The sequence below is a fragment of the Streptomyces sp. NPDC091209 genome (assembly GCF_044757755.1).
Lineage (GTDB): Bacteria > Actinomycetota > Actinomycetes > Streptomycetales > Streptomycetaceae > Streptomyces.
Window position 1 is genome coordinate 120,511 of record NZ_JBIVVR010000008.1, and the last position, 20,926, is coordinate 141,436.

Annotated in this window: 18 protein-coding genes and 2 pseudogenes; 9 read left to right on the top strand and 11 right to left on the bottom strand. The window is 68.0% G+C overall.

Annotated features, from left to right (window positions below):
* Positions 1 to 110 precede the first annotated feature (110 nt).
* From ACIQRL_RS23940 to ACIQRL_RS23950, 3 genes are all read left to right on the top strand, one after another.
* Positions 111 to 1,328, top strand: a complete 1,218-nt coding sequence (locus ACIQRL_RS23940; protein ID WP_401334756.1) for a bifunctional class I SAM-dependent methyltransferase/NUDIX hydrolase — start codon at positions 111 to 113, stop codon at positions 1,326 to 1,328.
* 816 nt (positions 1,329 to 2,144) lie between these two features.
* Positions 2,145 to 3,029: a NucA/NucB deoxyribonuclease domain-containing protein gene (locus ACIQRL_RS23945; protein ID WP_401334759.1), complete on the top strand. Its 885-nt coding sequence runs from the start codon at positions 2,145 to 2,147 to the stop codon at positions 3,027 to 3,029.
* Between the two features lie 85 nt (positions 3,030 to 3,114).
* Positions 3,115 to 3,696 (top strand): hypothetical protein, encoded by a 582-nt coding sequence (locus ACIQRL_RS23950; RefSeq protein WP_401334762.1) that lies wholly within the window; start codon positions 3,115 to 3,117, stop codon positions 3,694 to 3,696.
* 93 nt (positions 3,697 to 3,789) lie between these two features.
* Here the strand turns inward: ACIQRL_RS23950 and ACIQRL_RS23955 are convergent, their stop codons facing one another.
* The 5 genes from ACIQRL_RS23955 to denD form a co-directional block, all read right to left on the bottom strand.
* Positions 3,790 to 4,188, bottom strand: coding sequence for a DUF4440 domain-containing protein (locus ACIQRL_RS23955; RefSeq protein ID WP_401334764.1), 399 nt, complete (start codon positions 4,186 to 4,188; stop codon positions 3,790 to 3,792).
* 219 nt (positions 4,189 to 4,407) lie between these two features.
* Entirely contained in the window at positions 4,408 to 4,596 is a 189-nt protein-coding gene (locus tag ACIQRL_RS23960) for a hypothetical protein (RefSeq protein ID WP_401334767.1), read from the bottom strand.
* Between the two features lie 126 nt (positions 4,597 to 4,722).
* Positions 4,723 to 5,253, bottom strand: a complete 531-nt coding sequence (locus ACIQRL_RS23965; protein WP_401334770.1) for a hypothetical protein — start codon at positions 5,251 to 5,253, stop codon at positions 4,723 to 4,725.
* A 647-nt stretch (positions 5,254 to 5,900) separates the two neighbouring features.
* On the bottom strand, positions 5,901 to 8,300 hold the full coding sequence (locus ACIQRL_RS23970) for a beta-L-arabinofuranosidase domain-containing protein (RefSeq protein WP_401334772.1): 2,400 nt from the start codon (positions 8,298 to 8,300) through the stop codon (positions 5,901 to 5,903).
* A 256-nt stretch (positions 8,301 to 8,556) separates the two neighbouring features.
* Positions 8,557 to 9,585, bottom strand: a complete 1,029-nt coding sequence (gene denD / locus ACIQRL_RS23975) for a D-erythronate dehydrogenase (protein WP_401334774.1) — start codon at positions 9,583 to 9,585, stop codon at positions 8,557 to 8,559.
* A 1,214-nt stretch (positions 9,586 to 10,799) separates the two neighbouring features.
* Between denD and ACIQRL_RS23980 the strand changes: the two genes are divergently transcribed.
* A complete protein-coding gene (locus ACIQRL_RS23980) occupies positions 10,800 to 11,255 on the top strand; it encodes a hypothetical protein (RefSeq protein WP_401334777.1) in 456 nt (151 codons plus the stop codon).
* Positions 11,252 to 12,484, top strand: a complete 1,233-nt coding sequence (locus ACIQRL_RS23985; protein ID WP_401334780.1) for an MFS transporter — start codon at positions 11,252 to 11,254, stop codon at positions 12,482 to 12,484. Before ACIQRL_RS23980 ends, ACIQRL_RS23985 begins: the two co-directional genes overlap by 4 nt.
* A gap of 246 nt (positions 12,485 to 12,730) precedes the next feature.
* Here the strand turns inward: ACIQRL_RS23985 and ACIQRL_RS23990 are convergent, their stop codons facing one another.
* Positions 12,731 to 12,985 carry a hypothetical protein gene (locus ACIQRL_RS23990; RefSeq protein WP_401334782.1) on the bottom strand — a complete coding sequence of 85 codons (255 nt, stop codon included), beginning with the start codon at positions 12,983 to 12,985 and terminating at the stop codon, positions 12,731 to 12,733.
* Positions 12,986 to 13,643: 658 nt separating this feature from the next.
* Between ACIQRL_RS23990 and ACIQRL_RS23995 the strand changes: the two genes are divergently transcribed.
* A complete protein-coding gene (locus ACIQRL_RS23995) occupies positions 13,644 to 14,210 on the top strand; it encodes a thioredoxin family protein (RefSeq protein ID WP_401334785.1) in 567 nt (188 codons plus the stop codon).
* A gap of 134 nt (positions 14,211 to 14,344) precedes the next feature.
* The gene (locus ACIQRL_RS24000) at positions 14,345 to 14,746 is read left to right on the top strand and encodes a hypothetical protein (RefSeq protein ID WP_401334788.1); all 402 of its coding nucleotides are present in this window, start codon (positions 14,345 to 14,347) and stop codon (positions 14,744 to 14,746) included.
* 418 nt (positions 14,747 to 15,164) lie between these two features.
* Here the strand turns inward: ACIQRL_RS24000 and ACIQRL_RS24005 are convergent, their stop codons facing one another.
* From ACIQRL_RS24005 to ACIQRL_RS24025, 5 genes and pseudogenes are all read right to left on the bottom strand, one after another.
* A complete protein-coding gene (locus tag ACIQRL_RS24005) occupies positions 15,165 to 15,287 on the bottom strand; it encodes a hypothetical protein (protein WP_401334791.1) in 123 nt (40 codons plus the stop codon).
* Positions 15,284 to 15,777: pseudogene (locus ACIQRL_RS24010) on the bottom strand (DUF6879 family protein). Before ACIQRL_RS24010 ends, ACIQRL_RS24005 begins: the two are co-directional and overlap by 4 nt.
* 345 nt (positions 15,778 to 16,122) lie before the next feature.
* Positions 16,123 to 16,377, bottom strand: a complete 255-nt coding sequence (locus tag ACIQRL_RS24015) for a hypothetical protein (RefSeq protein ID WP_401334794.1) — start codon at positions 16,375 to 16,377, stop codon at positions 16,123 to 16,125.
* A gap of 50 nt (positions 16,378 to 16,427) precedes the next feature.
* On the bottom strand, positions 16,428 to 16,757 hold the full coding sequence (locus ACIQRL_RS24020) for a hypothetical protein (protein ID WP_401334796.1): 330 nt from the start codon (positions 16,755 to 16,757) through the stop codon (positions 16,428 to 16,430).
* Between the two features lie 62 nt (positions 16,758 to 16,819).
* A pseudogene (locus ACIQRL_RS24025) lies at positions 16,820 to 16,948 on the bottom strand (IS5/IS1182 family transposase); the annotation flags it as partial.
* A gap of 301 nt (positions 16,949 to 17,249) precedes the next feature.
* Here ACIQRL_RS24025 and ACIQRL_RS24030 point away from each other — a divergent pair.
* Both ACIQRL_RS24030 and ACIQRL_RS24035 read left to right on the top strand, forming a co-directional pair.
* Positions 17,250 to 19,439 carry a recombinase family protein gene (locus tag ACIQRL_RS24030; protein ID WP_401334799.1) on the top strand — a complete coding sequence of 730 codons (2,190 nt, stop codon included), beginning with the start codon at positions 17,250 to 17,252 and terminating at the stop codon, positions 19,437 to 19,439.
* Between the two features lie 215 nt (positions 19,440 to 19,654).
* Positions 19,655 to 20,890, top strand: a complete 1,236-nt coding sequence (locus ACIQRL_RS24035) for a serine hydrolase domain-containing protein (RefSeq protein ID WP_401334801.1) — start codon at positions 19,655 to 19,657, stop codon at positions 20,888 to 20,890.
* Positions 20,891 to 20,926 lie beyond the last annotated feature (36 nt).

Below are 20,926 nucleotides of genomic sequence, written 5' to 3' on the forward strand. Positions count from 1 at the left end.
ATACGCTCAAGTCCACTGGAGCTGCACGTGCAACGCATGCGAGACGGCAACGTGGATGGACTGTTGGACCTGTCACACAGTCATCCCCTCTACCGCTTACGGGAGTTCCCGTGTCCGATGAGGACCTCAACGCCGACGCTTGGACGGTCTACGGCCGGCGTCAGTTGAATCGAAAGTACGTGCCGCCCGTCCCGGAGCAGCTGACCTGGACCCCGTGGGAAGGCATCGGCCCCGGTGCCGAGATTCTCGGTGCCATCACCGGCAAACGCGTCCTGGACATCGGCTCCGGCGCAGGCCACCACGCCGTGCACCTGTCCCGCACCCACGGCGCGCAGGTAACCGCGATCGAGTTGTCGCCCACCCAGCACCAACGCGCCATCGATTCCCACGCCGGCGTTCCCGGTGTCCAGTTCGTCCTGGGCGACGTGGTCGACTACCTCCCCACGGCAGAACCCTTCGACGCGGCGTACGCCATCGGCAGTCTCGCCTTCACCGACCCGCACCGCGCCCTGCCCGCTCTGCGCAACGGACTCCGTCCCGAAGCGCCGTTGATCCTGTCCCTCCTCCACACGGACCTCGACGAGCGCGGCCCGTCCGCGACCGTCGCCTCGCGCGAACAGCTGATCAGGCTCCGGGAGGATCCTCCGTTGGCTGTCCAGATGTGGGTCCTGGCACCCGAGCTGTGGGAGGACCTGCTCGCGGAACACGGCTTCCGAGTCGAGGCCGTCGACCTCCTGCGACACCCCGACAAGAACGTCCCGGTCGTGCAGCAGCTCATCCGGGCCCGCCGCCTCCCGGACCAGCCCGCACGGATCTCGAGCCGCCCCCGCACCCCGGGGCGACCCGCGCCGCACGCGACCGTCGGTGTCGGCGCCATCCTCCTCAGCGACGAGGGTCTGCTCCTCGGCCGCCACCGTCACGGCACTCTCGAACTACCCGGCGGAACCGTAGAGCCCGGCGAATCCCTCGAAGCGACCGTGATCCGCGAACTCGCCGAAGAGACCGGCCTGGTCACCGGGCTCTCCGATGTCAGGCTCCTGGGCACGCTGGTCGACCACATCGAGGACGTCGTACGGGTCACCGTCGGCGCCATCGTCGAGGACTGGCGGGGCCGGCCTGCCACCCAACCGAACGAAAGCGTCGGCGACTGGGCCTGGTATCCCCTGGACCAGTTGCCTGACGGTCTGTTCGTGTGCAGCGCCCAGATCCTCACAGCCTGGCGGCCCGACCTGCCCATCGATCACACACCCGCGCATTTCACCCCGTACGACTACCACAAGGCGCCGCCGCCGACCGCGACTGCGGCCGCGACGGACGACATCCCATGACCCCGACTCGTGACCGCCACACATCGCGGCTAGTACGGCAACGGTGCTTGCCGTCACTGATGGCCAGGTCGTTCTCGCGTACAGAGCCATAGTGGCCCGGTGAAGGGATCCGTCATGCGGTTTCGGCGTTGAGGGCCGGCCCTGCGGGTTTGCGGGTGTGGGCCCATGCGGGGAGCACGGTCAACATCGCGATGGCCAGCAGGATGGCGAGCGCAGCGGTGAGCAGCCACGGTGCCCGGGCCGACGACGCCGGGCAGCGGCTGGCCCTGGACCTGGCGCTTGGCGGAGTAGTCGGTCCTGTCGCCGCCGACGCGGTCGCACTCGGCGAGCGTCCCGTCGAGCAGAACGCAGTGCGGGTGGTGCTCGCACAGAACCTTGGACAGACCGGCCGCCCGGTCTGTGAGCGGGCTGATCACCACGGTGGTCGGGATGCAGCCCCTGCCACAGCGTGAGGCCTGCTGCGCTGTGCGCGCTGTCAGGCTGGGTGATATCGGCCGTCAATGCGTGACACCCGATCACCTATGACTGAAACAGACCAAAACGGTTGGCAGTCTTTACGTTGGCTGTGCTTGGATGTCGTCAACGCGACGGGGGTACGCGTGAGTTGACGTTGTTCCTCCGTTGGCTGAGACCAACAACCGGGGGTACAACTTGAAATCGAGAAAGCTGCTCACGACAGGGGCCGTGGCGCTGGGGCTGCTGGTGACAGCCGCCGCTCCTTCAGCGTTGGCTGCGGCCGGCCATTCGGGGGCCGGACAGTTGCGCGTGACCATCGGCCGGCCCGGGTCCCGGGCGAGCGCTTCGGCCAGTGCGGCCGTGAACGCGTCCTGTACCGTCAACCGCATCACGGTCAACCGCTTCAGCGAGTGCGAGTGGGTCACCGTCCATCTCGACGTCGTGAAGATAGTCAACGGGAGCCCGGTCCTTGAGGGCACCGCCGACTTCAGCGTCAAGCACCAGATGACGCTCAAGACCAACTCCGCCAACTGGAGTGAGAAGTTCACCGTCTCCAGGGCGGCGACCACCGGCCAAGGCAGGGGCGTGGCCGTCAAGTTCTCCGCCACCTCCGGCGGCGGCACCCGTGCCACCGCGCACTTCCCGCAGGGCCACACCCTCGACAGCGCGGCCGGCGGCAGCGTCGACTACAAGACCGCCGCGATCGCCCCGAAGAAGATCAACCCCAAGGCGAAGACCACCTACGGCTACACCTTCACCAAGGCCGGCTACAGCCCCGCCGGCGTCTCCTACGCCTCCGCCGTCTACCGGTGCGACAACTACTACGGCAGCACCCGGGCCAGCCGGGCCGGATGCGCCATCCCGGACGCGCCCACCGGGGTGAGCATGGTCGGCCTGGCCCGCATAGACGAGGGCATCCGCAACCTCCGCTCCCGCGGCGGCCACTACGGCGACCCGAACGGCGGCAAGCCCCTGCACTGGATGATCAACAAGACGCAGGAGGCCCGCAACCGGGCCGCGGTGTGCCCGCGGACCGCACCGGCGGACATGCGGCGCGCCGGCCGCACCTCGTGTGACGAGTACCCGTTCGCTTCCACCTACGAGGGCGGCACCGCCCTTGCTGCCGCCCAGCGGGAGATCACCTGGGTCAAGGTGAACGAGAACAAGTCCCAGGGCGGACGCATCACCGCATGGCGCGGCCAGATGCACGTCATGGATCACGACCCGTTCTTCGTGATCGCCTGAACACGACGACAGTCCCCGCAAGACTTGGGTGCCTCTTCCCGCATCGTCCGGGAGGGGGCACCCTGCCCCGTTCAAGGAGACTCCCATGCTGGTCCGTGCATCCTCGTTCACCGTCGACCTCGGCGAAGGCGGCTACCTGATCGGCTTCACCGACGACTACGCGTACCCCCAAGAGATGCCCTTCGGCTGGCGCTGCGGCCCGGCCACCGACGCCGGCGCCGTCGTCCTCACCACCACCGACACGGGCCCCCTCCAGCTGACCGTCCAGGTCCATGATGCCCCGCCGACCCCAGAGAAGGGCGGCGAGTGGGAGCCCGCGGAGGAGATCAGCCTTCGGGCCGACCTCCCCGCCCTCCACGTCGCAACCCTCGAGCAGGGCGACCTCCTGGACGCGTGGCCGGATGAGGAGCCTCTCCTGGAGTTCCCATCCAACGAGTCGCACTGGGTGCGGATGCGCCTGTACTGCCACGCCGACGACCCCGAACCCGGCATCGGCGACCACGGGGAACGCCACCTGGTCCAACTCTGGCCCGCACCCCCCACACCCCCCGCCCACCCCGACATCACCGAGGCCGACCTCCAGGCACGCGCCGACTACGCCGCCGACATGGCCACGCCCGTGGAGGACTACACCACCACCTACACGCACCCCGGCGAACAAGACTGACACTCGCTCCCGCACCAGCTCTGCGTGCCGCATTTGCAGGGCTGGTTCGGCTCGCGATGAATGGTCAGTGGTCAGGCGTGACCTCACGAACGGTCAGGGCTCGTCGTACCAGGCAAATGCTGCGATCCGCCAGCCGTCTGGGGTGCGGACGTACTGGATGGTCTTGGTCCCGCCTCCCTCGAACGCCTCACCATCCAAGATCCCGGACTTGCGGTACTCGCCGAACCGCGACGCGATATCGCCCGCGATCTCTGTCCGTTCAGAGGTCTCCCACTCGGAGAACTCGACCAGCCGACCGTCGGTCAGCAGGCGCCGGCGAGGCTCGATGAACTCCTCCACGGTGTAGACCGTGAACTCCCGGCCGGTCTTGACGATCACGCCATCCGGAAGAACCAGCCGGCGGATCCGGGCCACGTCGGCAGCCCTGCCGCCCCGGTTGTCAAAGGAACCGAAGAACTCGGCGGTCACGGCGTCTATCTCGATCTTGGACATGGCGTGACGGTAACAGCGATGACGCGCCGCACATCGTCGGTCTCGGCAACCATGCGCAAGGAGGGCAACGGTCAATCTCGGGAAGGTCGTTCAGGACGGTCAAGCACCGGCCTCGGACCGAATTCGGAGGCCGCTGCGAGCCGAGGGCATCAGGGCTTCAAGATCACCTCGTTGCCCCTTTGACGCGTATCTCGGTCACACCCCAGGATCCCCGCGGGTTCAAAGAAACCGAAAGTCCTTCAGCCTGAACCCACGGGTGCACCGGTCTGCTTCAGGTCGGTAGACCCGTGGGTTCGGTTGGAACACGAGGATGCTGCGTGAGCCGAAGAACTTCGGCCGTGACATCGCATCGACCTGCGCCTGCGTTCTGTCGCCGTATTCGGTTGCTGCTGCTTCGATCGAGGTCACCAGCTCATGATTGCCTTCATCGTGCGTACGGTCGAGCAGGTTTCGCCGCTGCCGCGCGCTCCAGCCGGGCTGTTCTTCAGGGGAACACGGCAGCGTTCCCCTGAAGAACAGCCCGGAAGCAGGCTCTCAAGGCGCACCGCAAATAGGTGAGTCCTCCGAGGTCTTGATCCAGCCCTCGTCGGAGTCGACCAATTGCACGCCGCGCTGCGCCTCCCGCGGGGATGAGACCAGCGCTCCACCGCTCCCGCTGCGGATCCAGAAATTGCCCCTTCCGTCCCCGAACTCCAACCACAGCGATGACAGCTCTCCATCGGTGACCCACACAGATGGGACCGCCTTGCGCATGCTGGCACGTAGATCATCAGTGGGGATCTTGATCTGGCTGCACGGCCGCAGCGAATACAAATTCCACCAAACATGCCTTTCTGGCAAGACCAAACGCATCGGTAGCGGGTGGCGGTTGCTGTTCATCACGACGACCGTGGACCGCGTTCGGTAGAAGTCGATCTGCTCAGCGAGAGCTTTCAGATCTGCTTTCCGACTCTCTTCAACCGCGTGCCTCCGCTCTGCGGCGGCACGCTGCTCCTCCCTGCCAGCGCGCTGCTCCGACCTGACACCGAGAAACAACCCCCCGGCCGCAGCAACAACGGTGATCACCGCAACCACTCCCTTCCCGATCGTCTCCCATGTCGGCACAGGAACGGTGGGGTCAGTAGGAGCGTCGTCATCAGGGGTGGGGCTTGCAGGATTTTGAGGTGTGGGGTCCGCAGGAGCACCACCGTCGGAACCAGCCGCAGGAGTGGGCTCGCCGTCGGGTACAGGCTGCCCCCCGCCAATCGCTTCAGCCATGCAGCCGAGATTACAAGCGAGAGGCTCTTACTGGGGCTCGCGATCAATGAAGGAGAATACCGGTCCCCATTAAGCAGGGAGGGGCAAAAATTCACCTCCGCAAGGCACTGTGATCACCAGCAGATCAAACGCGTACATTCGCGGTCCCGGGTGGTGTTCCTCAAGGGACACCACAGCGGCTCGCGGCGGCCCGCCATGTAGAACACGCGCCTCCAGATTCCCCGGGTAGACGGTGGAGGTCGCCCGGCCCGCCGATGCGAAGCCGCATGCGCCCGCCTACGGCGGGCTGGGGCCACCCACCTTGCCCCACTACCGCGAGGCTCCCTCAACTACCCCGCCACCAGGACATATGCCGATGAAAGAGAAATCCAGCACTAGGCACGAAGGACCGGTGGACCGAGGCCGGCGGCCGGTTGGAGGCGGCCGCCGATCGCCGCTGCTTCCGGGTCAGTCCTTCACAGGAACCGCCACAAGTGGTCCGTGGTGCCGTTGTCGTCGAACTGGACCACCTTCGCGCTGTTTTCGATGGACATGCCGTCCACGCCGAGGACTTTTCCGCTGTGCTTGTTGCGTATGCGATACCAGCCGTCGCCGTTGTCGACCAGTGTCCACAAGTGATCGTCTGTTCCGTTGTCCTCGAATTGCACAACGATCGCGCTGTTGTCCATTGACATGTGGTCGACGCCGAGAACCTTGCCACTGTTGCCGTTGCGGATCAGATACCAGCCGTCACCCTTGTCGACGAGCTGCCAGGCGTGGTCACCCGTCCCGGTGTTGTCGAACTGCACAACGCGTGCGCTGTTCTCGGTGGACATTCCGTCGACGGCGAGGACCTTGCCGCTGTTCTTGTTGGCGAGTCTGCGGAAGGCGGGTTCCGGTGTCCAGCGTGGGCCGTCGGGTGCCGTCGTGGGGAAGGACGCGATGCGAAGCCGCGCGGCGCCCATGGGGATGAGGGTGACCGTCTCCGCCGGAGCATCGCTGCCGGCGGGACTGTCCTGGAGCGGCGCGACCACATGTTCGTCGTCGGCGACCCACTCCTGGATCTTCCGGGCCTGCGCCGAGATGTACACAGGCGTGGTGCCGGGAGTAAAAGGCTGGTCCGACACGACGGTGCTGGTCTGGGTGGGAGTGAGCGCCGTATCGGGAAGGAGGCCGTAGTTCCATGGTGTGGTCGCGTGGACCTCGTATGCGGGGAACGTGGCGTCTCCCGCGTAACGGTCGTAGCGTTCGCCGATCTTCAACGAGTAGGTGAGCGGGCCTCGTTCGACACTGACCGCACCGTGCTGGCCGGGCCAGGGACGGAGTCGGGCCTGCTGCGGCAACCGCAGACGAACGACGTCGCCGTCGAGCCAGACGCGGTCCACCCGCGCCCACGACGGGCCGTCCGAAGCCACTGCCGAAGTGCCGTTGACGTGCAGTTGGGGGCCTTTGCACCAGCCGGGAACTCGCAACTGCAGGGGGAAGCGCACGGGATGGGGCGTGGAGACGGTGAGGGTGACCGTGTCCGCGAAGGGATAGCCCGTTTCTTCGGTGACGGTCACCGTCGTTCCGCCTGCGACCGTGGCTTGGACCCTGCTCGGAGCGTAGAGGGCGGCGGCCAGACCGCCGTCGGCACTGGCGAGCCAGAGTTCCTCGGTGAAGTACGGCCAGCCCATGCCGTAGTTGTGGGGGCAACAGCGGTACTGGTCGACGCCGGCTTGGAATCCCTGCATGGCGAAGCCGTTCTGGAACTGCCCTTGTGTCTTCGGACGGTTGTCGAGGTCGATGCTGTTGGCGCTGGTGATGTAGTGAACCGATTTGCCGTCGGGGTCGAGGGACGCCGGGAGCATGTTGAAGGCCAGGTCCTCGCAGCGGTCCGCCCACACCGGGTCCCCTGTGATCCTGGTCAACAGCTCGTGGCTGGCCATGAATTCGACGATGCCGCAGGTCTCGAAGCCCTGCCGGGGATCTGTGAACCCGGGCCGGAAGTTCTCGTCGCCGGCCAACCCGCCCCCGGGGAAACGCCCGTAGGTGTCCATCACGGTGGCGTAGGCACGGTAGGTGGCCTGGGTGAGATCGGCGGAGCCGGTCAACTGGGCATATTGAGCGGGCTCCCGGAAGCCCTGGGCGATGTTCACGTTGTGCCGACTCGGAGTGGCGCCGGTCCAGTCGACGCCGTACGTGTGCATCTTGGCGGCGAGATCGAGGAGGAACGCCTCGCCGGTTCGCCGGTAGAGCCACACGACGACGTCGAGACCGTCGCCCCAGCGGTACGACACCCAGCTGGTGTTGAAGGCGCCCGGCCCCTGGGCGTTCATGTAGCTCAGGAAGCGGACCAGGAACGGCACCACCCGCTGATCGTGGGTGTACTCCTCGTGTGTTCGCAGAGCCTGCAGGAGAGGCAGGAACGGCCAGAAGTCCGGACCGCCGTTGAGTGCGGTGCGTAAGGCACGCGGTCCGAAGAATCCGTCGCTCTGCTGGGTTGCGAGGACCCCGTCCACCCATTCGCGCGAACGGGTCAGAGCGTGCGGGTCCCCCGTGGCGATCGCCAGCGGTATGTAGCCGCGCAGCCAGTACGGCACCTCCTCCCAGGCATTGTGCTCGGGATGGACCCAGCCGGTGGCGGAGAAGTCGAGGAAGTGCGAGAGGTTTTCGTACGTGCCGCACAATCCGTTGAGCTGCAACCGGAGTTGGCCGGCGAGCCAGCCACGGGCGACCACGCTGCCTGGCGGCAACTTCTGGAACCTGTCGGGCAACTGCGTTTCAGCTCGCGGTTGGGGCACCGCGGCCGCGGCTCCCGCGAAGGTGACTCCGAGAGCCGCGGCCCCCAAAGCACTGGAACCTATACCGAGGATTTTCCGCCTGCTGATGGACATGCAGGTGACCTGCCTTCCAAAAGGGGTCGACTCTCAGCGCGACAACGTTGTCCGTCCCTGCTGGACAACGCCAGATCATCCAGATGCGGAACGACGGATCCACAGCGTCGTTTCCAGGTGGAAGGTGGGGAGCGCCTTGGTCCTCTACAACGTTGGAAATTCATGCCGCGGACATGACAGCACGGCCAAGTCCGCCTGTCCAGAGTTCACGCACACCACGAAGACACCCGACCCCCGCACGACGCCCGGGGCAGTATCAACATCCAGGGCCAGACCGATGAACGGTGACCGCGTCGGGGTGATCGGTGACGTAGTCCTGGACGACCGACAGGAAACTCGGGTCGGGCTCCAGACCGAGCGCGGCGGCGCGCCGGTTGTCGATGACGGCCGGCCACGAACCGACGACGGCCTCGATGACGGGATCGGGTGTGAAGGTCACCAGGTCGGTGGCGGCATCGCCGGCCACCTGCCGCAACGTGGCCAGCATCTCGGCGACGCCGACCGTGAGCGCGGGAAGGTTGACCGGCAGCCGACCCTGCAGGCATCCCGGCCGGGTGCCACGCTCGGCCTCCGCGACACGGAGGATTCCCTCGATGGTGCGTCGCGGCGAGGCCAGGGCCACCCGCATGCCTGAGTCCACGGGACAAGTTGCGGGCAGTTGGGCGAGCGGTTCGCGGATGATGCCGGACAGGAAACCGGAAGCGGCCGCGTTCGGCCGGCCGGGCCGCACCACGACGGTCATCAGGCGGGCGACACGTCCGTCGACGAAGCCACGGCGAGTGAAGTCCGCGATCAGGTGTTCGCACGCGAGCTTCTGTGTTCCGTAACTCGACTGAGGCAGGGGCACCGTCGCCTCGCTGACGACGGCCGGCAGGGGCAGCGCCGCGTCGGAACCGTAGACCGCAAGGCTGCTGGCGAACAGCAACCGTGCTACCGGCCCGCCAGTCAGCGACTGCGCCCGAACCGCCTCCAGCAGGGCACGAGTGGTGTCGAGGTTCGCGCTCATACCGAGATCGAAATCCGCCTCGCACGCGGCCGACACCGCGGCGGCCAGATGGAACACCACGTCAACCGGCTCCGCGAACACGTCCTCGAGACGGTCGGTCAGATCACCGTGCACCACATCCACCAGCGGGTCGTCCGCCGAACGGCAGCCGGGCGCCACGACTCGGTCGACGAGCACCAGACGGGTGATCGGCGCGCCGGCGAACGTCCGCATCCGCACAAGGCGCCCGACAAGCAGGCGGCCGAGAAATCCTGACGCGCCCGTGACGACGATCCTCATGTGGCGTCTCCTCACCCGTGGCCGAGCACAGCATGGCGGACGTCATCACCGTATGCCCCGCCGTCTCCCGCGACAGGCCCGTCCTGCGTGCCGTGCCCACGTTCCCGGACGGGCGCTGCCGGCTGACCCGTTCACGGCCGCCGGCATCGCCATCGAGCACCTCTTGCCGCTGGCGTCATGGCCTGACGAGCCCCGTCGGCGCGCGCTCGCGCCTACGTCAAGGGCGGGCGTCGCCTGCGTCAAGGGCGGGCGTCGCCTGCAGAGAGAGCCGGTGGAGCGGCTGATCGCAGAACATCGGCCCCCTGTCGCGCCGACCGCTGAACCGACCGCGCCCCACCACACATCGACTCGAATATCCGGTGTCCCGTCACCTTTGTGGTGGCCGGCTCGGGGTGCGCACCGCTGTGGTCAGTGCGGTGGCCGTTGCTACCCGGTGGTGTGCTCGGGGTCGGGGAGCTGCGGCGGTGCTCCAGAAGCAGCCGGATGACGTACTGGGCGACCGGAAGGCGTGGTTCCTGCACGAGGATCATCGCTCGCTCGGCCCGCTCTTCGGCAACCGCGCGATCGGCGTGTTCGCGGGCGAATTCGCGTGCGCGCGCTCGCCGCAGCGAGCGCCGGCCTCCGGCCTCGCGACGAGCGCCGGCCGCGGTGCCGGGGCAACCACGATGCTCAACGGGCCAACTCCCGTGCTCAGGCGGCTCGGTGGTGTGGTGCGGGTACCCGGCCCGGAGCGCATGCGACCCCGAGTGCCGGGGACCTGTGGATCCCAACGACCAATACCCGCCCTTATTTTTCAGGAAAGCTCCCTGAACAATAAGAGGTCCGGACGAGCATCCCGTCCCGGACCCACCACCAGCACGTGCCGTCACCGCACCTCCCGAGGAGAACCTGCATGGACGCGACGACCGAGCGGGCCTTCCAGCAGGTCCCCGGCTTACGGGAGGCCCGGGTCCGCGCCTCGACCGTCTTCGCCGTGCGCGGCGCCGTCGACGGCAGCTTCGCCACCCGGATCCCGTGGATCGTCTCCCATCTGGACATAAGTGACGGCTCGCTGAGCGTAGCCCTGCTTGCCCCGGCCCTCGGCTCCTTGGACGCCCTGTATCCAAGTTCCGCCGCGCACGCCTCCGACGGCATCACGGTCGGCTGCTGCACTCGCCTGCGCCCTCCCGACAAGCAGGCTGCTCGACGACCACGTGGTCCGGCGGATCGGCGTGGTGAACACGGTGCGGCTCAACGGGGCGGTCGCCACCGCCGGTACGGTCCTCGTCGTCGCGCGCACCCCCGCACCCCCGATCTACGGCCTCGCCCTGCTGGGGATCGGCGTGGCGGTCGTCCTGCCGCTGTCCTTCACCGCCGCAGGGACGGCAGCCACCGACCCCAGCCGCACCATCGCCGGTGTCGCGACCATCGCCTACACCTCCCATCTGCTCCCCCCGGCCGTCATGGGCTTCATCTCCGACGCCACCACGGCGCTGCCTGGCTCCTTCGCGCTGATGGCCGTGCTGACCCTGTTTCTCCCCCTGACGGCATCCGTGCCGCGCTCGTCCGGGACACCTGCGAAGGCCGTCCCGTCGCCTGAAGCCGACTGCCCGCACGAGACAGTTGCGACCCCCAAACCACCGCCCCCCGGTGATCTCGCCGTCGGCGCCAATTGGAGACAGCACACATGACACTCGTGACAGACCGCGCCGCGCTGCGGCGAGGACGCACCGCCACGTCACTCCTCTTCCTGCTGTTCGGCACCGCCCTGGGCTCCTGGACAAGCCGCATCCCCAGTGTGAAGAGCCGCCTCGGCCTGAGCGACGGTCTGCTGAGCCTCGCCCTGCTCGCCTTCGCGCTGGGGGCGATCGCCGGCATGATGGTGCTCGGCCGGCTCGTCGACCGGCTCGGCAGCACCCGGGTCATGGTGCCGACGGCCCTGCTGGAGGGGCTTCTCCTCGTCCCACTGGCCTATGTGCCGGACCTCGCCGGGCTGATATTGGCCCTGTTCCTGTTCGGCCTGGTGCACGGGACCCTGAACATCGCGATGAACGCCAACGCGATCAAGGTCCAGCGAGCCTGCGGTCGGCCGATCATGTCGTCGTTCCACGCCGTTTACAGCATCGGCGGCTTCCTGGGCTCCGCGGTCGGCGGTCTGTTCGCCCGTCAGGACCTGAGCGCCGGGGCGACGTTCATCTCTGTGGGTGCCGCCGTCTTCCTCATGGCTCTCTGGGCGACCGCCTGGGCGCTGCCCACCGAACCTGCTTCCGCCGGGCCGCAGGACGCGCCCGCCAAGGCGTCGGGGAGCAGCGTCATACGCTCGCCGGAGCTGTGGTTCCTCGGCGCGCTGGCGATGTGTGCTCTGGTGGGCGAGGGCACGGCGGCCGACTGGAGCGCCGTCTACCTGCACGAGGACCTCGGTAGCTCCCCCGGTTTCGCGGCGGCGGCGTTCGCCGCGTTCTCGGTGGCGATGACCACCGGACGGCTGCTGGGCGACCGGCTCACGGCGCGGTTCGGGCCGGTGGCCCTCGTCCGGGGCTGCGGTGTGCTCGCCTCCGTCGGCATGACGGCCGCCCTGGCCGTCGGCCAGCCGTGGGCCGGGGTCGCCGGGTTCGCCTGCCTGGGAGCGGGCATGTCCTGCATCGCCCCGCAGGTCTACTCGGCGGCCGGACAGCGCGATCCTGCCCGCGCGGGTGCCGCGCTCTCCCTCGTGGTCAGCCTCGGCTACGTCGGCTTCCTCGTCGGTCCCCTCGTCATCGGCAGCGTCAGCACACTCGTCGGTCTGCCCCTCGCCCTGGGCCTCCCGGCGCTCCTGGTCTTCTTCGTGGCGCTCGGCGCCCCGGCCCTGCGACCGGCCAAACAGACACCGGCGCCCGCGGACCGCACCGGGGGTCGCGGGCTGCTGTCCGGCGGCGGCTGAGCGGGGACAGACCGTGCCCACGGCTCTCCGGCGGCGGCTGAGCGGGAACAGACCCTGCCCACGGCTCGCGGACCCCGGTTCCCCCGAGGCTGTCTTGGCCGACCCCAACTCCCCCGCCTTCCAGATGTCTCTACCGAGGCGGACAGTTGCACGTCGTCGAGCGTCACGCGGACGGACGACGAGATCCCGGTCCGGCTCGACCCGGCCGAGTGGCCGGGGTTGGCGGAGACGGTGCATCTGCCGGTGTCAGCGCGCGCCCACCGAATGGCCGTCGACGGCAGCGAGATCGTGCTGCTGAGCGGCGGCACACTCGACACCTACTCGGACTCCTTCTGTTCGCCGCTCCACGTCAAGGGACACGACCTGGCCTTCCTGAAGCCCCTGGTTCTCCAGGTCGCGGCCGCCCGGGGCCTGCCCCCGCAAAAGCGCAGTGACGACCAGGTCGATCGTGCCCCCTGTCGTGGTGTAGGGGATCAACCTGGAAATCTTCAGGTCACGCACACGATGGGCCATCCGAGGGCCTTATGAAGGGACAACTGCGGCACTCAGTCACACGCCCGCCGCCGCCGACCACGAGATGCCGTCCACGTGCTGCGGTACACCGACGGCTGGGAGAGCGTCGAGGTGGACCAGGACGAGGAGAAGGAGGAGGCGCGGCCGACCGCGTGACGCTGAACATGGTGCGCGCGGCGCCAACCATCTGACGGGCCACCAGGGCATTTTCAGCCAGCCTTCTTCGGCGATCCGCCGCTTACGGCCCTGGCCGAGAAGACCGGCGGGCTGCCGCGCCGACGCCTCACACGACGACGCCCATGCGCAGCCCGTCAACACCCCGCTCTCCGTGGGACTTTGAATGCGAGGAGCATCGACGAAGTTGTCGTAGCCGTACGTTCACTCGTTCACCCCTGCCTGTGCTGCGAATGCCCCTGCTTCGTACGGGCGTCGGCGAGACCTGGCTGACTTCGGCCTCGCGTATCGACGAGGTGGACAGCCTGTGTGCCGGGACTGCCGCGGGGTGGCCACGGGGAACCCGGAGGGCGGCGACTACCCGCGCGTATGCGAAGATACGCGCGCATCTGCCGCTTTCGGCAGGACACCCGGGACACCAGTGGCGCCCGCACAGGCGACGGGTTCCGAGGAGAGAACGACAAGGAGTCACGTGAGACGTCCCCTGCTTCCCGCGGCACTGGCACTGGCCGCACTCGCCCTGTCGGCACTCAGCGGCTGCGACAGCGAGGGCATCGACTCCCACGGGGGCACTGACGGCCTCTCAACAGCGCCTGCCACGAAATCGGCGTCACCGAGCAGGACTTCGCAGGCCCCCTCCGCGGCGAAGGGCGTCGTCGAATACAACCCGAAGGCGGATGCCGCGGCCGACATAGCGGCCGCTCTCAAGGCGGCGAAGCGGGACGGCCGTCCGGTGCTCGTCGACTTCGGCGCCGACTGGTGCCTGGACTGCCGTGTCCTGAGCGCCCGGTTCAAGGAGTCCGGACCGTCCGCGCTACTGGTCAAGTACCACGTAGTGAAGGTGGACGTCGGCGAGTTCGACCACAACCTGAACGTGGCCGAACACTACGTAGACCTGCGCACGAGCGGCATACCTGCCCTGACCGTCCTGGACCCCGCGTCCGGTCGGATCGAAGTGGCCACGAACCGGGGCGAGTTCGCCAACGCCCGCACGATGCCGACCGCGCAGGTCGAGGAGTTCCTGAAGCGATGGCAGTAGCCGCTCGGCTCCGGGCCCACCGTTCGAAGGTCGGCTGCGCGCTCGTAGCGGCCGCCGCTGCCGTACTCACCGGGTGCGCAACTCCGGGAGAGAGCAGGACCACAACGAATGCCGCCCCTGTCACGGTCGGCGGCGTGACTGTCACGGTGCGGGCGCAATCCCATGAGGGCAGCTTGCGGATCCTCGCGGAGCTGCGGCCGGAGCGGGCGGGTTTTCACCTCTACAGCCTCACCCTTCCGAACGGCGGCGTCGACGGGATCGGCATACCGACCCGTATCCGTACCGAAGGCGGTCTGAGGGCCACCGGCCCGGCGACCACCGACGCGAAGCCGCGGATACTGCGCCCGGCCGGCCTCGACGTCAGGCTGCCGGTCTACAAGGACGGGCTCGTCACCCTCGAACTCCCCGTCCGGCGGGTCGAAGGCACCGACAGCGCAAGGGTGTTCCTCACGTACGGGGCGTGCAGCGAGACCACCGGCTGCCTGCCACCCGTACGCGACCACGAGGTGACCCTGCAGCTTGGCTCGGCGGGCTGAGAACGCCTCAGACCCTGCCACCCGACATCCTGGCCGCGATCGTGCGCGAGACCATCGAGTCCCACCGCACCCCGCCGTCCGCCGCCGGCCATCGCCCGCGAAGAGTGCAGGAGCCCGCCGAAAAGTTCGCGGACCCCTTCGGGCATGACCTCGGCAAGCAGGGTGCCGACCATGGCCCTCTCGCCCACGCCGACCGCGGCGAGGAAGCGACAGGTGTTCCACTCCCTGAGGTTGGAGGCGATGCCGGCCAGGGCGGTGAAGTCCGCGCCGCCATCCGGCACAGCCACAGGACCTGCCGGCCCGACATGGCCCTGTACTCCCGAAGCTGCCACCAAGTGACAAGTGGCTTTCTGTGGCCGATCTGACGGCCTGTTGTCCCGGTTTCCGGCGTTCTGACCCTGCCTCTGTTGTGCTCGCCTCACTTTGGTCGCATTGCGGTGATCGAGGAGAGGGGTTGGGCGTCCCGCTGGGTCCGGTCGCCGCGGAGTTCGCGGAGCCGGCGGCCGAGCGCCTCGCGGGCCTGCTGGAAGTCCGTGGTCACATCGGCAAGTTACCCGCGGCCCGCTCGTAGGGCACCGCGTGATGCCAAGCACCTTCCCGGGCTTGGGCATAGCGGAGCACCTGGACAGGCTCGGTGATCAGCTCGGCGTCAGTCAGGTTGTCGGCGTCGTCGTGGTGGAGCAGGGCGACCACCCGCGCGTCGAAGATCCAGAAGTCCTCGCGCGGGAGGACCAGTTCGTCGGCCCGGGTGCGGGCCAGGACGCGGATGTCCTCGCCCACCGCGGTGTTGCGGCGCGCGTTGTCGAGGAGGTACCGCTGCCCCTGGGTCGGCGGCCCGTCGAGGATCCGGACCCGCTCGAACCGCTTGCCGAGCGCGGACTGTTCGGGCGGCCGACACACCACGGGTCGTCGAGGTCCCAGTCGAGGCGGCCCTTGGCGAGGAACTGCGCGTAGGTATCGGTGGTCTCGTCGGAGGCGTAGCGGCGGCGGGTCTCCAGCCTCCAGGTGGAGTGCTTCAGCTGGGTGAACATGCCGCCGAAGTCCTCGAAGCTGACGAACTGGGGCACGTGCACGGGCTCCTTCGGGCCGAAGTTCGCGAGCAGCTCACGCGGCACGGACACCGCGCCCTCGTCCGCGGTGAGGTTCTCCAGTTGGCCGAGTTCGCCGGCGTCGGTGACGCGGTCGCCCTGCACGACGAAGCGGTCCGTACCAGGGATCTCGTACAAGGTGGGGCATCCGTCGTTGCCGGAGTTCGTGCCGACTTTCCACAGCTTGCGGGTATGAGGTCCCCCTTGGGTAGACGGTGGCCCGCACCGTAGCCCGTCGCGCGGCGGATCTGCCAGGGCACCGTTGGCCGCCCGGCGGGCGCGCGACGGCTACTGCTTCGGGGTGATGCCGTTGACGGTCTGGCCGGGGGCGCGCGGAGGGATCAGCCCCAGGCCAGGCATCTTTCCAGCATGAGCGTTCCACCCCGCGCGGAACATATCGTCGCGCAGCACGGTGACCTCATCCGCGAGCGCCTCCATCTGCTCGATGGAAATGGAGGACACGCGGTAACCGAGCTTCTTACCCATCGGGTTCATCGCCTCGATGCCGACGCCAGACTCGGCCGGCGCACAGATGGCGTGCACGATGGCGTTACGGCGATCACGACACTTGTCGGCCCTGGCTAGGCCCTGTTTTAGAAGTCGGTGATCTGCCTGGCTGTCCGTCCGGGGAAGTGGCGGGCGGCCATCCAGATGGTGAGGTCGCGGGCGATGTCATTGACGCTGGTCGAGGTGGTGACCTCGTGCTCGGCTCGGGTGGTGTCGCGGCGGACGATCTCGTAGCCCCCGTTGTCCAGGACGGCTACCGAGGTGAACCAGACGGGTTCGTCCTCGTCGGGCTGAACGACGACGAAGGTGTTGTCGGAGTCGTTGAGGTCGCTGATCATCATGAACAGCGCGTCCTCGGAGGGGTCGTCGATGCGATCACCGTTCTCACTGTCGGCGCCGTAGTACTGGACTCCCATCGATGCCACTCCTTCGCCCGTTCACCCTGGTCGCGGTCAGCATGGCACGGGGAACCGACAGTTCAGGCCGGTCTTAACCATTCGCCGATCGCGGCGAGCGGGACGGTGGCTTCGAAGCGGACTGCGAGTTTGTCGAACCGCGTGGCGACCGCCCGGTTGCGCTTGAGCCGGTTGATCCCGCGCTCAAGGAGCAAGCCGTAATGCCCACATAGATGTGCCCGAGGCGGGGAACAGGCCTGTTGTAGGGGTTGATGGCCTGCTCAACACCGCTGCTTTTGTTCGGCAGTTGCGTGAGCGACTGGCTGATGACGAAGAGGGCGGTGAGGGTCATTGGACGGACATGCCGCCGCTGAGCTCCCCAGATTCCGCAGTGGGGAGCCGTTCCGGAGCTGAACCGCCACCTCGTGGTGCGGTTGCTGGCAGTGCTGGCCGCACGGATGGTGACCGCGGCGGAACCGGACGCGCAGGACGGGGGTGACCTCGGTGAGCACGATGGCTGCAGCGCCATGGGACCGGGTTGAGGGCAAGATCCAGCCGTGGCATCGTGACCGGCTCGCGGTGGTCCATGTCCGTCAGTCGACTCCCCAGCAGGTCCTCGATCACGCCGAGTCCACCCGGCTGCAGTACGGACTCACGCAACGGGCCGTCGACCTGGGCTGGGCTGCGTCCCGGGTCCTGGTGATCGACGAGGACCTGGGCCACTCCGCATCCGGCGTCGTGGACCGGGCCGGATTCCAGCGTCTGGTCTCCGAGGTCGGCCTGGACCACGTGGGCCTGGTGCTGGGCATGGAAATGTCGCGCCTGGCCCGCAGCGGCCGCGAATGGCATCAACTGCTGGAGCTGTGCGCGCTGTCGGGTGCTCTGCTGGCGGACCCGGACGGGATCTATGACCCCGCCGAGCACAACGACCGGATGCTGCTGGGACTGAAGGGCACGATCAGCGAAGCGGAACTGCATCTGATCAAGCAGCGGATGTGGAACGGACGGATCGGCAAGGCCCGTCGCGGCGAGCTGGCAGTGCCACTGCCCGTGGGCTATCTGCGCCGCCCGGACGGTCAGGTCGTGCGTGATCCGGACGAGCAGGTGCAGGCCGTGGTCCGTCTGGTCTTCGACCTGTTCGACGAACTCGCCACGATCAACGCGGTGTTGCGGTTCCTGGCCGACCACGGCATCCAGATAGGCATCCGGGTGCGCGAGGGCCCCGAACGCGGGACGCTGGCCTGGCGGCGTCCCAGCCGGATCGTGATCCAGAACATGCTCCGCCACCCCGCCTATGCCGGGGTCTATGTCTATGGCCGCAGCCGCACCGATCCCCGCCGCCGTGTGGCGGGACGCCCGTTCACCGGGCGCGTCCGCAGGCCGCCCGAGGACTGGCTGGTCTATCTGCCCGACGTCCTGCCTGCCTATATCAGCGCCGAGCGGCATGAACGCAACCTTGCGCGGATCGAGGCGAACCGGGCCCGTTCCCAGAGCATGGGCGCCCTGCGCGACGGGCCGGCCCTGCTGGTCGGGCTGGTCTTCTGCGGGCGGTGCGACACTCGCATGGTCGTGCACTACCAGCGCGGCCAGGGCGGAAAGCTGTGGCCAAAGTACGAGTGCAGCCGGGCGAAGGCCGACTACGGCGGTGAGCTGTGCCAGCAGTTGTCCGGGATCTGCGTCGACCGCTATGTGACCGGTCTACTGCTTGCAGCGATGGCGCCGGCCGCCCTGGAGGTCTCGCTGCAGGCGGCCGGGCAGGCCCAGCAACGGCGCAAAGAGGTGGACCGGATCTGGCAGCAGCGTCTGGAACGAGCGGGCTATGCGGCCGACCGGGCCCGGCGCCAGTATCAGTTGGCCGAGCCCGAGAACCGCCTGGTGGTGCGGGAACTGGAGAAGGACTGGGAGCATGCGCTGGCCGAACGGCGGCGGCTCGGTGAGGAGTACGACCGCTTCATCGCAACCCGGCCCCGCATCCTCACCGTCGCCGAGCGTGACCAGATCCGGGCCCTGGCCGCCGACCTCCCCGCCGTCTGGCAGGCACCCACCACGACCGATGCGGACCGAAAACAGCTGACCAGGCACTTGATCGAGAGGGTCACCGTCACCGTCGTCGGGGACAGCGAGCGCGTCACCGCCCAGGTCACCTGGGCCGGCGGACACCGCACCGCCGGCGAACTCGTCCGCCCGGTCGCCCGCCTGGACCAGCTCAGCTACTTTCCTCGCCTGGCCGCGCGGGCCCGCGAACTCGCCGAAGCCGGCCACTCCGCCACGGCCATCGCGAAAATCCTCAACTCCGAGGGCTTCCGCCCGCCCAAACGTCGCGAACACTTCGGCACCCAGGGCGTCCGCTTGCTGCTGCAGGAACTGGGCTGTGTCAGCCAGCAGGAACAAGCTCTTCGGCGAGGAGCCGCACCACTCGGCCACCACGAGTGGTGGCTGACCGACCTCGCCCGCGAGCTCGGCATGCCCCGGGTGACGCTCTTCGGATGGATCAAGCGCGACTGGGTCACTGCCCACCAGCTCACCGACCAGCGGCGGTCCTGGACCATCCACGCCGACCCCGCAGAAGTCGAGCGACTCCGCCAGCTCCACCAGCAGTCCCGCGGCCACCGACCACGACAAGCCTGGCTCGACCACCAGCAGGCGACGACAATCCGAGACGAGGAAGGAAACCACGGCGATGACGTCGAACCACACGTATGACAGCACTGCGGCTTGCTCATCTCGACGACGTGCCGGGCCTTGTAGTCCTCGCGGTCGAAGGCCGGAGGCCGCCCACCGGCCTTCCCGGAACGCGTATCGCGGGCGTATCGAAAAACGCATACGCCACCGCAACGGTCTTCCGTCTTCAGTGGAGGTACTGGACCACAGCGCACCACCATCAGCGTCAGGTTTGTTGACTGGAAGGGACCGTGATTATGGAATCGGTTTCGGCACGTGGTATCGACCGGCGGCAGCTGTTCAGATGGGGCGGGCTGGCCACCGCCGGCGTGGTGGCGGCCGGGGCACCGCTGGTGAGCGCCGGGATCGGCAACGCCGACTCGGCCGAAAACGACCGGATCCCGCCGGACACCCTGCCCGGCGGAGCCTACGACCGGTACGTGGCGCAGTTGGCCGCCGAGGGCAAGTTCTCCGGCGTGGTGCTGCTGTCGCACCGCGGCCGGACGGTCCTGTTACGCAGCTACGGCATGGCCGACAAGGAGAAGGGGATCCCCAACGGCGAGGGCACCGCGTTCGCCCTCAGCTCGGCGGGCAAACCGTTCAACGCGATAGCCATCCTGCAGCTGGCGCAGCAGGGCAAGTTACAGCTGTCGGACCTGGTCCGCGAACACCTGACGGGCTTCGACCAGGACATCGCCGAAAAGGTGACCATCCACTACATGCTTTCCGGTATCTCCGGGCTGAACACCCCCGAAGAGGACATCCAGCGGGTCTTCCAGAGCCGGGAGGAAGTCCATGAGTACCAGGAGTGGTGGGCCCGGCAGTCGAAGCTGGTGGGCACCCCCGGCGTTCCCGACGAATTTCACGCCGGCGCCAACACCGTCATTCCCGCGCTGATCGTGGAGGCCGTGAGCGGCAAGACGTACTGGGACTACGTCGAGGAGAACATCTTCCGGCGCTGCGGCATGACCGCCTCGGCGTTCTACACCAGGCCGCAGTGGCTCACCGACGCACACATCGCACACCCGTACATGAAAATGGAGGACGGCAGCTACGTAGACGCCGTCCGCAACCTGGACAAGGGCAGCCCGGACGATTACATCCTCGACAGGAACCCGGGCCGTGCCTTCATCGACCCCATGGGGGACGGCGGCTTCGCCACCGCGCCAAACCTGGTCCGTTTTGTCCGCGCGCTGGGCGACGGCACGCTGCTGGACCGGCCCTGGGCCGACGTCCTCACCGCGGCCAAGATCCCCCACGGCGCGACGGGGTTCGGTACGTACGGCCCTTCGGCCTCCATCGTCGGCGGCCAGTGGGCGATCCAGCGCGCCGGCGGCGACCCCGGTGTCTGCGCCAACTGGAGCAGCTACCCGGACACCGACTGGGTCGGCGTCATCCTCGCCAACCGCGACGACGTGCCGTTGGTGGAGATGATCGAACGGGAGACACATGCCATCACCGGAGTCTCACCCGACGACGGGGGTGGTGGCTGAGACGCAGGACCGGTGGAAGTCTGGGTGTCAGGCCGG

What these genes read in the sequence shown, in the direction of transcription:
- ACIQRL_RS23950 (WP_401334762.1), top strand. Translation starts at nt 3,115, where the DNA reads ATGCTGGTCCGTGCATCCTCGTTCACCGTCGACCTCGGCGAAGGCGGC.
- ACIQRL_RS23955 (WP_401334764.1), bottom strand. Translation starts at nt 4,188, where the DNA reads ATGTCCAAGATCGAGATAGACGCCGTGACCGCCGAGTTCTTCGGTTCC.
- ACIQRL_RS23970 (WP_401334772.1), bottom strand. Translation starts at nt 8,300, where the DNA reads ATGTCCATCAGCAGGCGGAAAATCCTCGGTATAGGTTCCAGTGCTTTG.
- denD (WP_401334774.1), bottom strand. Translation starts at nt 9,585, where the DNA reads ATGAGGATCGTCGTCACGGGCGCGTCAGGATTTCTCGGCCGCCTGCTT.
- ACIQRL_RS23985 (WP_401334780.1), top strand. Translation starts at nt 11,252, where the DNA reads ATGACACTCGTGACAGACCGCGCCGCGCTGCGGCGAGGACGCACCGCC.
- ACIQRL_RS24020 (WP_401334796.1), bottom strand. Translation starts at nt 16,757, where the DNA reads ATGGGAGTCCAGTACTACGGCGCCGACAGTGAGAACGGTGATCGCATC.
- ACIQRL_RS24030 (WP_401334799.1), top strand. Translation starts at nt 17,250, where the DNA reads ATGGCTGCAGCGCCATGGGACCGGGTTGAGGGCAAGATCCAGCCGTGG.
- ACIQRL_RS24035 (WP_401334801.1), top strand. Translation starts at nt 19,655, where the DNA reads ATGGAATCGGTTTCGGCACGTGGTATCGACCGGCGGCAGCTGTTCAGA.